Raw genomic sequence first — 10,571 nt, forward strand, 5'->3', positions numbered from 1 at the left:
TTTCGTTCCAACAAAGTTACTCCATACACATTTATCACACATTTATATCACATCCAAGTAGATAAAATTAAGAGCCGCCCATTTGGACGGCCATAAGGGGGAGAAGAAAACGGATATATAGATAATTGCAATTTTACTCATTATCATATTAACACAATTTATAACGTCAAAAGTGCAATCTTAGTGCAAAATTATCTCCATCCTAGTTGATGAGCGATTGCGTAAACAATCTCATCTCTCCAATAGATTGCTTGTCTCCTACTCACATGTAATTCACGAGCAATTCCTTCCCAGGTTAAAGTTTGTGGTCTTGTCCAATATTTGAGTTTGATTAGATTTTTCTTTTCGTTTGGTAATTGGTCATAAACATTTGAAATAGCTGACACTATCAATTCTAATTGTTCTATTTTGCGATGAGTAAGCATTAAAGTAACTGTTCTTCCTGTTGGATCACCTGGCAAGTTACTTTTACCTCCACCGGTAAGGTCTGGGGTAGGAGAAGAAAAAATTATATCATTTTTCAAGCGATTGATTTCTTTTTTTGTATCATGATATGAATACAACTCAGACTCAATATGCTTAAAAGTTGCTTTGCGAATTTTAGTTTCTATCATGTACATTTCCCCCTCACCCGTGGTAAAATATGTATGAGCGAACATACCTTCCTCTCACGGGTTGAGGGGATTTTTTTATTCTAAAATATAATCTGATAGATCCATCTTTACCTGTTCTTTTACTGGTTTAAAAGTTACTTCTTTAAATACCTCGAGCTTATTCACTCTTATATCCCTAACGCCTTTTCGTCCACCGATAACAAGTGTGTTATTATCTACATAAGCAAAAGCATAAAAGAACTTGCTATTTTGCCAGTCTTCGTATGAATTCGTCAAGAATAATAAATATTTATCGATTTTTCCGATGTATTTGAGATAGTATCCATCTTGCATTTCGAATGAAGTTCGCTTTTTCTCGCCGATTTTTCGAACGTAATCTCCTGGCTCAAGGATTTTATCTCCGAGTTCGATTGGCGCTCTTTCGATTACATCACCTTCTTCTATCTCTGCATACATAGCACCAAACTGAAAAAACGTGTTCATTTTACCTCCACCTTCTTCAAATGCCTCAGGTCAACAACGTATCGACATCCACAGTACTTGCATTTGAAACTCATATTTACGATTCTAGTTTTCGTCTTCGGTTTTCTTTCGAGATTTCGTGATTGGCAAGAAGGACAATAAGATTCACGGACATCATCCGTGCGACGCATATCATGTTTCATTAGTTATCCCCCTCCTAATTTCGTCGAATGTAATTCCTTTTTCCATATGCACCACCCGGTCTTTTTTGTATAAATCCATTCCGCACACGATCAATGATCAATATAGCAACCTCATCCGGATCACGATTGAATGCTTTTGCAATATCCCACACACTCCAACCTTCGTTCCACAGCTTGTCTACGTTCAAAACGTCCATCTCTTATCACCTAACCTTCATACTTGTATTGACAACCTTTCGATTCAGCGTCAAAAGCCGGAATACTTGCATCCATAAGTGCATTTCGATATTTGCAGCTTTTGAAATCTTCTTTTTTGCACCCGTTACATTGACTTTCAAGTACCGCTTCTGCAAGATCACCAAGTACATCAGTATGCAATGAGATCATTTCAGGTCTTTGAATCTCTTTTCTTGCCTCTTCATTCGGCATTAGAACAACTTGATATATGCATGTTTTTACATATTTGATCAACTATGGCTAAATAATCTAGTGGTACTCTCCATGATTTCACCTCATATGCATGTATATCGAACTCTTCAATAGGAATGCTTTGCGTGCCTCGGCCACCTTTTTGCTTTTGCCGCCAATAATGCCGCAATGTTTGATAAGGCATCAAATACACCGTTCTATGCTTAGCAAATTCAACTAATAGAAAACTAATCGCCCCATGACTATGGCACTTTTCTAGATACTCAACTTGATGCTCATGAATGTTCTTAAGATCAAATCTATTAAGCTCTCTCGTAGATTTTGCCTCGAATACGATAGATCGTCCACGGTATGTGCCTTCATAATCGACTGTACTAGGACGTTCTAAGAACCCTGTTACTCTTCCTTGAGATATTCCGAGTATTTTTACAGGTGTTGGTCTCTTATTAATCACAGCAATCCCTTTTTGATCATACATACGGTTGCTGTAATCAATTAGCTGTTCAAATGCCACCCCTCTGTTTGCATGAGACATGTTCATCTTTTCCATCCCCTTGCTCTAATTCTGCCAACAATCGTTGTATCTCTTGATTTACCTCCTCAATTTTTTCTTTTGTAGGAGTTTCCGCTTTGAAATAAATTCCAAATGGTAAAATCTCGATTTGCATGTTTTATGCTCCTTTCAGTTTTTTCATCACATCTTTAAAACCATTCTTATCTTTGTTGTTTTTATACCATGCTGCAAAATTCTGTTTTGCGATTTTCTCTATGTCCATTACCTCTGTGATTGATATTAATGATCTGTATTGATGCCCAGCCTGACATGTGCATTTTGCTGCGTATTCTGCTATATATCCAAAGTCAGTTTTTTCTTTGTACAGAATTACACCACTATCCATACAGACAAAGCACTTTGGGACATTTATCTTTGTTTTGCGATTATAATTGCTGATTCCCCCAGCTAATTCCTTAACTACTTGCATTTTTAAGCCTCCAATCACGGCCACTTAAAACAATAGGTCTACACATTTCAGTTAATCTTGATACTATCGCATTACCGCGTTCTCCAAGATTTTGTTCCAACTTTTCACTAGTAAAATTCGTTGTGATGATGATCGGTTTTTCGTCTTCGTATATCTTGTTAATAATCTGATAAAGTACCGTGCTTGTATGTTCTGTCATCTTCTCTTTGCCAAGATCATCTATTATCAGTAGGTCAGCTTTTGTAAAAGTATTTATAATTTCCAAGATAGTCTTTTCACTTTGGTGATATGTGCTGACAATTAGTGAGATAATATCTACTACATTCCTAAAAATGACTGTATAGAATTGTTTGATTAGCTCATTTGCTATTGCTGCTGCAATGTGTGTTTTCCCTGTTCCAACCGGTCCTGTTAGAAGCAACCCTTTTCCGTTCGGAAATTCATTGATAAAATTTTGAGCTGCTGTTAGAGCGACGTGGTTATCTTTAGTAACTTTAAATGTGCTGAATGTTCTCTTGCGAAATTTCTTCCCTAATCCGCTATCAGATAGTAGTTTGTCTAATCTTTTTTGCCTTTCTTCTGCTAGAATCTTTTGAGCTTCTGCTTCATTTTTAGCAATGCTTTTTCTCAGAAAAGTCAAAATATCATCATCGATCACCAATATCACCACCCATACTTTGTTTTTTTAGCAGCTTCGTAATAGTCTATCACATTGTTTTTGTCTTGATTTTGCTTTTGCTTTGCATTGTAGTTTATCCATTCTTCTAGCTTGCTTGCATTCCGGCAAACGAACGTTATGTCTGCATAGAATTTGTTTCTGTCATTTTCTCCGCAATGAAAAGGCGATTGTCTTATATTTGCAATTGCTGTTTTTATTTGTTCAACTGTATATCCTTCTTTCAACCTAGCTTCTATCTTCGCTTTTCTTTCTTTTGTTAGACTATATGTTTTAAAGAATCCTTCGAAAGTTTCTAAGTAGTAACTGAATATTTCCTTAACTTGTTCAGTATATATATCTTTTATATTCTTATCATTCTTATCATTCTTATCATTCTTGTTTGTGTGTTTCAGTGTCGTTTTAGTGTCGCTTGACTGTCGCCTCTCTGTCGTTTTTGCGTCGTTCACATCTTGATAAAAGCTATAATTTTCAATAGTTACAACCGTTTTTTTTGCGTCGCTAAAATATGAAATCATGCCATCACTTTGAAGCAAATTTAAAAAATTTTTTATTTTAGTATTTGACCATCCCCAGCGCTCGGATAATTTACGAATAGAAGTTATAAAACTACCACGTTTTACCTCAACAATGTTATTATCAAATACTATTTTTTTATCTTCGTGATTAGCCATTAGAATCATATCAACCCATGCTTGGCCTCTTGAGTATGGCTTATCCTCCCATAGCCAATGTTCAGTTATACTACGATATAATTTAATCCAGCCATATTGCAATTAAAACACCACCCAATTCGCAGGGTAATAAATATGTTTTTTTTTAGAGAAAGGCCCTTATTGATCCTCTTCTCTAATCTCTTCAAGTTCAACAGAATGCTCTTCAATGTCTTGATGAGTGCTAATATCGATCACATTATCATCAATTAATTCAACCTCATTCACTTCTTTCTCATCGTTGATATATGCCTTTTGCATTTCGATTGAGAGAATTCCCCATTTTGATAAGAGTGATTTAAGAACCGTCTTTTTAGCCATAGCATCATAGTCATTTTTCCAACCAAAATCAGACTTTGAAAACTTCTTTCGATGCTCTTCAACTTGATCACGTGTCCAGTAAATTGTTTTGCGAAAACCATTCAATAATTCAAAATGAGCAGCATAACCAACTATACTATCAGACTGTTTATTTTCAAAGTTGATTACTATTTCCTCTGTCAGTGGATTAAATGATTCTAGTTGCCCATCGTAAACTTCGATTACGTTAATAGAACGATATTGGCCTGTACGTAAAGCAAGCTGTATATATCCTTTGTACCCAAGCTGAAACTGTGCTTGATTACCATAAGGAACAATCCAGGCATATCCCAAGTTTTTATCAATAGGCAAATCAAGTGTTGCTGCCACCATTGCTGATGAAATAACGCTCATCGGATCACACTTCTGCAATGCCTTTTCTGAACTATACAGATTCATGATCGAAGTCATAAACTGTGGCGCACGCTTGTCTAAAATTTCTTCAAAACGTTTTTTGAGCGTAGGACTTGAAAGCAATCCCTTTAATGTCTGTACGGTTGTTGGCTGCTGTGAAGTGTTGTTTTTGCTTTGTAATTGATTTTTTACTGATTGAGTCGTGGCCATATTCAAAACCTCCTAGTTTATTGTTTTTATTGAAAAATAGCGTGCGGTACTTGTTTTAATAACTTGTTTATAGATGTTTGGAAATTTTTCTTTCAATAGCTTGGTATCTACTCGGTTTGATACACGCGGCTTCCATTCGATCTCGTAGTTTCCTACATGTCCAAGTTCTGCATCTTTCAATTCATTTTTAAGTTTGTTTTCAATCGCTTTTTTCTTTTTTTCAAGTTGCTCGATGATTTCTTTAAGCGATTGGTATTCTTCAATCATTGATTTGTAGGAAATGTCTATTTGTGCAATTTTGGTCGGATCCGTTTCTTTATAACGTTCTTTCAAAAACTTCTCTGCTGCCGAAGAGCCATCTAAAGCTGGTGGGTTCTCTGCTAAAACATTGTTATTCCAGAAATCAATCTCTGCTTGAAAAATCATGTTGATTAATTCATCATCACGATCAATTTCTTTCCACAGAAACTTTTGCCCACCAATCAGAACGGCAAAGTATCCTTTTTTGTACTCAGGACCTAAAACACCAAGATAGTGTTGCATTTGAATGATGTACGCTTCTGGAATCTCATCATTCTCCCAATCTTTAGCGTTGTATGCCGATGTAGTTTTACACTCAAGAATTGCTTTCTCCCCTACAATCATTCTGTCAACATTTGCTATAATAAAGTCATATTGTGCATGTTGAAGAATCGCATTTCTACGACGAACTTTTTTCCCTGTACGATTTTCAAATTCTTTAGCAACTAAATCTTCGAGGAGTGTTCCAAAATAAGCGGCCTCGCTTTGTGATTCTTGTATAATGACTTGTCCTGTTTTTTCTAACCATAGCTCAAAAGGTGTTTTCCACTTTGATAAACCCAAGATTACCGCAGCATCCGATCCACCGATTCCATTACGTCTTGCTTTGAGCCATTCCTCACGACTCATATCATTTGTCATCGTTAAAACAGTTGCGTTCATTTCAACACCTCCAATTTTGCTTGACCGCAAATTAGATCATGCTTGTTAACACAAGTTATATATCCTGTTTTCGTTCTAATTGCATAAAAATGAGGATATTCTTTTACAAGTGTTCCAGTTCTCCTTAGTAGCATATCTTTCTTTTCTCTAATACCAAGTAGATTAGCATCCAACCAAAACTCTACTTTCACTTCACTTTTCCCCTCCACTTTATTTGATTTGAATTTTTGAGGGCTATCTAGTATCATAAAAGTGTGATGATTACTAAATAGCCTTTTTTGTTTTAAGCCGTTTTGCTATTGCCAGTAGCAGCGGCTTTTTCCATCTCAGCTTTGATTGCTGCTTTGAGATCTTTTGCTTTACCGCTAAAGATAAAAATCTTTCTCATTTCTTCACCACCTTTACATAGTTGAGAATCATATAGAGCTCATCTAGCTGATCATTTCTCGTTTCACGTAGCGCTTGAAGTAACATGCTTACCATATGTTCAATTGTCAATGCACCTCTACACAATGGCATTTCTTGCTTTTCTTTCAGACTTTTTCACTCCTCATAAATCTCTAAGTTCCGAAATCGTCCAATACATCTGCATCACAAACGGATTTTGTTGCTCAAATTCTTTGTTTCTCAACATTGGAATGTTATATGCTATCTCCAGGTCAGACATTAGATTGGCTAAACGAGCGTCTTTTACAGCTTGTGGCGCGTTAACTTCCAGTATGTTTTTTAAACGTTTTGTAAACGTCAGCATTTCTCCGAATGTCATTTTGAATCACCTCCTTTCAGTTCGTCGGTTGCTCTTTCAGCCACATAACCAAAAATTGTTCGCATTCTTTCGCTGGGAATAGCCATTTTTTCCCGACACGATATTTTGGAAAGCGCGGATCATAAAAGAACGTTTCCCGAATGAACGTTTCGCTCATGCAAGTTTGTCTACAAAGCTCTTTCATGTCCCAAAACGTATGACGATGCTCAATGTCGTTTAATCTTTTTCGCAATTCCTCAATAAAACGTTGTTCCACTTGTTGCTCGTCCAACTGAATACTAATCAAACTGTCCCCCTCCCTTGTAGGAATTTACTCCCTTCGTGTCTAATAATTGGCTGGGAAGGAATGCCATACTTCAACAGCAATCGGAGCGTTTCTCGCCCTTTTGGCGTGATTAACGTTTGCACGTCCGCCTTGCCGTTTCGCTCCCATTCTTTCAGCTCGAATAACTCAGGAACATATGCCGCGTGCGGCTTGAGCTTCCCTTTCTGATCGCGATACACAAATTTGTTCTCCAAAAGCCAGTTGATGAAGCACCGTTCCTTGACTTTCAGCTCTTTCGCTGTGTCTCGGAAATTCGTCAGCAAGTTCCGATCAACCAGTGCATCGAAATACTCGACTTTTGGTTTCATTGCGGCGATTTGTTCGTTTTGTCGCCGCACCGTTTCCAACACGCCGCGGAACATCAGCTTGGTTTGTTCGTCGGCGAACGGTAGGTAAGTTTGAATGAACATGTCCTCGTTCGCGACGTAGCCGCCAGTCTTGCGAATCGTCGGAAGTACTTCATGAGTAACCCAACGTTTGAACTGTTTGGCCTTTTCCTTGATTTCTGGATTGTTTCCTTGCTTTGCTGCGCCAATAACCAAACTATAAAGTCCGGATTCATTGATGAATTTCTTTTTTACAACCTGCATTGCTGGTGTGCCATCGGCTTTTACCCCAGTTTGCGCCCCTACTCCGTGGACCGCGGAGTCCTCTTCGTCAACATGGTTAGCAAGTGCATCGTGCGGCTTGGAAAAACCTAATGCTTTTGCTGCCTCTACTCCTCCGAACCATTCGACTCCTCCGACGACGACAATTGGTAATTCACCAAACATGGAATGATTAAAAATTTGAACTTCCGTCAATTTCGCATCCTCCTTTATGCGGTTTTGTTTGGTTTCGTATTCGAAACATTAGGTTCAATAAAAAATTCATCTGCACTAATCCCTAATGTCGTGCAAATGATTCTTACTTCACTTAATGTAAAATCACCTCCAGTTCCATTTAAGTTTTGGTTGATTGCCGACTTTGATTTATTGAGAAGTTCAGCAAGTTGAGATTGCTTCATACCTATTTCATTTAGATAGGCTTTCAACTTTGTATAAGGGGCATGTCGCCTTTTAACATCTTTCACTTCACATCACCCTCTCTCTTGTTTCGTTTTCGAAACTTAACTTGAGTCTAATATATCATTGTAAAGTTTCGAAGTCAATAACTTTTTATGTATATTTTAAAAAAATATAGCTGTTTCGAAACCGATATGGTATATTTAGTTTAGATGTAACTAAACCTTAAAAAAAGAGGTGATAATAAAGTGAGTTACTCGTTCGGTAAAAAATTAAAATGGTTAAGAACCTCTAAAAAACTAACTCAAGAGGGACTAGCTAGAGCCTTGAATCTCCAATACGGAACAAATTTTAATAAAGGAATGATTTCAAAATGGGAGAATGACAAGGAAGAACCGAGAATGGACTCTATAAGATATATAGCCGATTTTTTTAATATATCTCTCGATGAAATTCTTGGTTTAAAAAGCGATCCAATCCCAAAAGACAATCTCCCAGCCCTCACCGAGAAAGACGAGCGTGACATCCAGAAGGAATTAGAGAATTTAATCAAAGGTCTCAAAACAGGAAACGGCTTTGCGGCATTCGGTGGAATGGACATTGTCGAACTCGATGAAGAAGATCGGGAACTGCTGATCGCGTCGCTGGAAAACTCTCTTCGACTTGCGAAACGAATTGCTAAAGAGAAATTTACTCCAAAAAAACATAGAAAAAATTAAGTTTTTCGGGGGGGAGCGCTTAATGGCTAATCAGATAAAACAAATAGTAGAAAAATTAGTCAAAAAGCATGGCACAAATAACCCCTTTGAGATTGCATCACAGAAAGGAATTGTGCTTTTGTTTGAACAATTGGGAGGAATATATGGCTACCATCATAGCTTTAAACGAATAAACATTATTCACATTAATTCAGAGTTGGATGAATCCACGCAACGTTTTGTTTGCGCACACGAACTGGGGCATGCGGTGCTGCATCCCGAACTCAGTACATCATTTTTGCGGAAAAACACTCTCTTCTGCATGGACAAGGTGGAAAGAGAAGCGAATGAGTTTGCAGTTGAACTGCTTCTTCCAGATGATTGTATTTATACATATCGAAATACCGATATGACCATTTATGAAGTTGCGACAACGTATGGAATACCTAAAGAGGTGGTTCATTTGAAGAGGGAGTTAAAAATTTAAAAGAGCAACGCAACGGTTGCTCTTTTTAGTTAGCGCGAAACATAATTTTTACAGAAAGGAGTAGTCATATGTCAAGCTTTCGCAAGCATGAGAATGGAACGTGGGAATATCGCATTCGGTACAAAGATAAAATCACAGGCAAATATAAAGAAAAATCCAAACGAGGGTTTAAAACAAAAAAAGAAGCTCAATTGGCAGCCGCCCAGGCGGAAATGGAATTGGAGTATTACGGATTTTCTGAAGATGGGAACGAAAGAGTAGATACGTATTTCGAAAAATGGCTGGAAGTATATAAAAAACCGAATGTGAAGCCGATTACGTACACGCTTCAAGAACGAAATGTTCGGCTCAATATCCTTCCTCGTTGGGGGAAATATAAGTTGAAGGAAATTGAACGCGTCGAGTATCAAAAATGGATTAACGAATTAAGACAGCATTATAGCGAAGGGACTGTTCGGCGTATTCATAGCTTGATGAGTTCAGCACTCAATGATGCGGTTCATGAGTTTCGCATTTTACGCGAAAATCCGCTAGTAAAAATCACGATTCCCAAAGAAACGGAGAAAAATCAAGAATTGAAGTATTTTACTCGTGAACAGTTAGAGACATTTTTGGAAGAAGTGAAAAAGCCACAAAAGCACGCCAAGTATCAGCATTCTATTCAGTATTATGTGCTATTCACTCTTCTAGCACGCACAGGATTGAGGATCGGAGAGGCATTGGCATTGACGTGGGATGACATTGACCTTGAAAACAGGACACTTACAGTGAACAAAACGCTCGTATATCCGACTAACTCAACGCCGTATCTTTCGACTCCAAAATCAAATGCGAGTTTGCGAACGATTAAACTAGACGATGTGACTGTCCGTCTATTGAAAAAACACCGAATCAATCGCAAGGAAATGTATTTGATGTATCCAAACTACTATCCGCCAGAAACGAACATCGTCTTTCACCAACAAGACGGCCGTTGGCTGCGAACAAATGTCGTAAGGGAATATTTCAAGGAAGTATGCAAACGAGCAGGGCTCCCTGTTTTATCGCCACATGCCCTACGACATAGCCATGCGGTACATCTGTTAGAAGCCGGCGCAAATATAAAATACGTGTCCGAACGTTTAGGACACGCCAGCATAAAAATGACCGCTGATACGTATCTCCACGTGACCAAAAAAATTGAGGACGAGGCACTGGAGTTGTATCAGCGGTACACTGAAAGAAAATAAATTGTGGGTGTTTTGTGGGTGAAACGCCAACAATGGAGCGCTAAACCCTTTATTTATCAAGGTTAACCAATACTACCTTCCATCTCGAACTTGAT

The 10,571-nt window shown here is 37.9% G+C and carries 20 protein-coding genes; 3 read left to right on the plus strand and 17 right to left on the minus strand.

What is annotated here, in order from left to right:
- Positions 1-191 precede the first annotated feature (191 nt).
- The 17 genes from ACMW72_RS11080 to ACMW72_RS11160 form a co-directional block, all read right to left on the minus strand.
- Positions 192-614: a transcriptional regulator gene (locus ACMW72_RS11080; RefSeq protein WP_418368901.1), complete on the minus strand. Its 423-nt coding sequence runs from the start codon at positions 612-614 to the stop codon at positions 192-194.
- Between the two features lie 75 nt (positions 615-689).
- The gene (locus ACMW72_RS11085; protein WP_418368902.1) at positions 690-1,097 is read right to left on the minus strand and encodes a hypothetical protein; all 408 of its coding nucleotides are present in this window, start codon (positions 1,095-1,097) and stop codon (positions 690-692) included.
- A 196-nt stretch (positions 1,098-1,293) separates the two neighbouring features.
- Complete coding sequence (locus ACMW72_RS11090; protein ID WP_418368903.1) at positions 1,294-1,476, minus strand: hypothetical protein; 183 nt, start codon at positions 1,474-1,476, stop codon at positions 1,294-1,296.
- 10 nt (positions 1,477-1,486) lie between these two features.
- Entirely contained in the window at positions 1,487-1,708 is a 222-nt protein-coding gene (locus tag ACMW72_RS11095) for a DUF5651 domain-containing protein (protein ID WP_418368904.1), read from the minus strand.
- Positions 1,698-2,249, minus strand: a complete 552-nt coding sequence (locus ACMW72_RS11100; RefSeq protein ID WP_418368905.1) for a Holliday junction resolvase RecU — start codon at positions 2,247-2,249, stop codon at positions 1,698-1,700. Before ACMW72_RS11100 ends, ACMW72_RS11095 begins: the two co-directional genes overlap by 11 nt.
- On the minus strand, positions 2,212-2,376 hold the full coding sequence (locus tag ACMW72_RS11105) for a hypothetical protein (protein ID WP_418368906.1): 165 nt from the start codon (positions 2,374-2,376) through the stop codon (positions 2,212-2,214). The genes ACMW72_RS11100 and ACMW72_RS11105 overlap by 38 nt, the downstream gene beginning before the upstream one ends.
- A gap of 3 nt (positions 2,377-2,379) precedes the next feature.
- Complete coding sequence (locus tag ACMW72_RS11110; protein ID WP_418368907.1) at positions 2,380-2,691, minus strand: hypothetical protein; 312 nt, start codon at positions 2,689-2,691, stop codon at positions 2,380-2,382.
- Positions 2,678-3,349 carry an ATP-binding protein gene (locus tag ACMW72_RS11115; RefSeq protein ID WP_418368908.1) on the minus strand — a complete coding sequence of 224 codons (672 nt, stop codon included), beginning with the start codon at positions 3,347-3,349 and terminating at the stop codon, positions 2,678-2,680. The genes ACMW72_RS11110 and ACMW72_RS11115 overlap by 14 nt, the downstream gene beginning before the upstream one ends.
- Before the next feature lie 5 nt (positions 3,350-3,354).
- Positions 3,355-4,143: a hypothetical protein gene (locus tag ACMW72_RS11120; RefSeq protein WP_418368909.1), complete on the minus strand. Its 789-nt coding sequence runs from the start codon at positions 4,141-4,143 to the stop codon at positions 3,355-3,357.
- Between the two features lie 57 nt (positions 4,144-4,200).
- The gene (locus ACMW72_RS11125; protein ID WP_418368910.1) at positions 4,201-5,004 is read right to left on the minus strand and encodes a recombinase RecT; all 804 of its coding nucleotides are present in this window, start codon (positions 5,002-5,004) and stop codon (positions 4,201-4,203) included.
- Positions 5,005-5,016: 12 nt separating this feature from the next.
- Positions 5,017-5,967, minus strand: coding sequence for a YqaJ viral recombinase family protein (locus ACMW72_RS11130; protein ID WP_418368911.1), 951 nt, complete (start codon positions 5,965-5,967; stop codon positions 5,017-5,019).
- Complete coding sequence (locus tag ACMW72_RS11135; protein ID WP_132769791.1) at positions 5,964-6,158, minus strand: hypothetical protein; 195 nt, start codon at positions 6,156-6,158, stop codon at positions 5,964-5,966. The genes ACMW72_RS11130 and ACMW72_RS11135 overlap by 4 nt, the downstream gene beginning before the upstream one ends.
- A gap of 193 nt (positions 6,159-6,351) precedes the next feature.
- Positions 6,352-6,486, minus strand: coding sequence for a hypothetical protein (locus ACMW72_RS11140; RefSeq protein ID WP_418368912.1), 135 nt, complete (start codon positions 6,484-6,486; stop codon positions 6,352-6,354).
- A 31-nt stretch (positions 6,487-6,517) separates the two neighbouring features.
- Entirely contained in the window at positions 6,518-6,733 is a 216-nt protein-coding gene (locus ACMW72_RS11145; RefSeq protein WP_418368913.1) for a hypothetical protein, read from the minus strand.
- 16 nt (positions 6,734-6,749) lie between these two features.
- Positions 6,750-7,019, minus strand: coding sequence for a group-specific protein (locus ACMW72_RS11150; RefSeq protein ID WP_418368914.1), 270 nt, complete (start codon positions 7,017-7,019; stop codon positions 6,750-6,752).
- On the minus strand, positions 7,016-7,861 hold the full coding sequence (locus tag ACMW72_RS11155; protein WP_418368915.1) for a phage antirepressor KilAC domain-containing protein: 846 nt from the start codon (positions 7,859-7,861) through the stop codon (positions 7,016-7,018). The genes ACMW72_RS11150 and ACMW72_RS11155 overlap by 4 nt, the downstream gene beginning before the upstream one ends.
- Positions 7,862-7,875: 14 nt before the next feature.
- Complete coding sequence (locus tag ACMW72_RS11160; RefSeq protein WP_418368916.1) at positions 7,876-8,130, minus strand: helix-turn-helix transcriptional regulator; 255 nt, start codon at positions 8,128-8,130, stop codon at positions 7,876-7,878.
- Between the two features lie 180 nt (positions 8,131-8,310).
- Between ACMW72_RS11160 and ACMW72_RS11165 the strand changes: the two genes are divergently transcribed.
- The 3 genes from ACMW72_RS11165 (at position 8,311) to ACMW72_RS11175 (ending at position 10,476) form a co-directional block, all read left to right on the plus strand.
- Entirely contained in the window at positions 8,311-8,781 is a 471-nt protein-coding gene (locus tag ACMW72_RS11165) for a helix-turn-helix domain-containing protein (protein WP_418368917.1), read from the plus strand.
- 22 nt (positions 8,782-8,803) lie between these two features.
- The gene (locus ACMW72_RS11170; protein WP_418368918.1) at positions 8,804-9,247 is read left to right on the plus strand and encodes an ImmA/IrrE family metallo-endopeptidase; all 444 of its coding nucleotides are present in this window, start codon (positions 8,804-8,806) and stop codon (positions 9,245-9,247) included.
- Between the two features lie 68 nt (positions 9,248-9,315).
- Complete coding sequence (locus tag ACMW72_RS11175; RefSeq protein ID WP_418368919.1) at positions 9,316-10,476, plus strand: tyrosine-type recombinase/integrase; 1,161 nt, start codon at positions 9,316-9,318, stop codon at positions 10,474-10,476.
- Positions 10,477-10,571: the final 95 nt, after the last annotated feature.

The organism is Tepidibacillus sp. LV47, assembly GCF_048381575.1.
Lineage (GTDB): Bacteria > Bacillota > Bacilli > Tepidibacillales > Tepidibacillaceae > Tepidibacillus.

Bases quoted from the DNA above. Each gene is read 5' to 3' on its own strand.
- ACMW72_RS11145 (WP_418368913.1), bottom strand. From the start codon at position 6,733: ATGACATTCGGAGAAATGCTGACGTTTACAAAACGTTTAAAAAACATA.
- ACMW72_RS11125 (WP_418368910.1), bottom strand. From the start codon at position 5,004: ATGGCCACGACTCAATCAGTAAAAAATCAATTACAAAGCAAAAACAAC.
- ACMW72_RS11105 (WP_418368906.1), bottom strand. From the start codon at position 2,376: ATGCAAATCGAGATTTTACCATTTGGAATTTATTTCAAAGCGGAAACT.
- ACMW72_RS11170 (WP_418368918.1), top strand. From the start codon at position 8,804: ATGGCTAATCAGATAAAACAAATAGTAGAAAAATTAGTCAAAAAGCAT.
- ACMW72_RS11110 (WP_418368907.1), bottom strand. From the start codon at position 2,691: ATGCAAGTAGTTAAGGAATTAGCTGGGGGAATCAGCAATTATAATCGC.
- ACMW72_RS11090 (WP_418368903.1), bottom strand. From the start codon at position 1,476: ATGGACGTTTTGAACGTAGACAAGCTGTGGAACGAAGGTTGGAGTGTG.
- ACMW72_RS11100 (WP_418368905.1), bottom strand. From the start codon at position 2,249: ATGAACATGTCTCATGCAAACAGAGGGGTGGCATTTGAACAGCTAATT.
- ACMW72_RS11080 (WP_418368901.1), bottom strand. From the start codon at position 614: ATGATAGAAACTAAAATTCGCAAAGCAACTTTTAAGCATATTGAGTCT.
- ACMW72_RS11085 (WP_418368902.1), bottom strand. From the start codon at position 1,097: ATGAACACGTTTTTTCAGTTTGGTGCTATGTATGCAGAGATAGAAGAA.
- ACMW72_RS11140 (WP_418368912.1), bottom strand. From the start codon at position 6,486: ATGCCATTGTGTAGAGGTGCATTGACAATTGAACATATGGTAAGCATG.
- ACMW72_RS11130 (WP_418368911.1), bottom strand. From the start codon at position 5,967: ATGAACGCAACTGTTTTAACGATGACAAATGATATGAGTCGTGAGGAA.
- ACMW72_RS11175 (WP_418368919.1), top strand. From the start codon at position 9,316: ATGTCAAGCTTTCGCAAGCATGAGAATGGAACGTGGGAATATCGCATT.
- ACMW72_RS11095 (WP_418368904.1), bottom strand. From the start codon at position 1,708: ATGCCGAATGAAGAGGCAAGAAAAGAGATTCAAAGACCTGAAATGATC.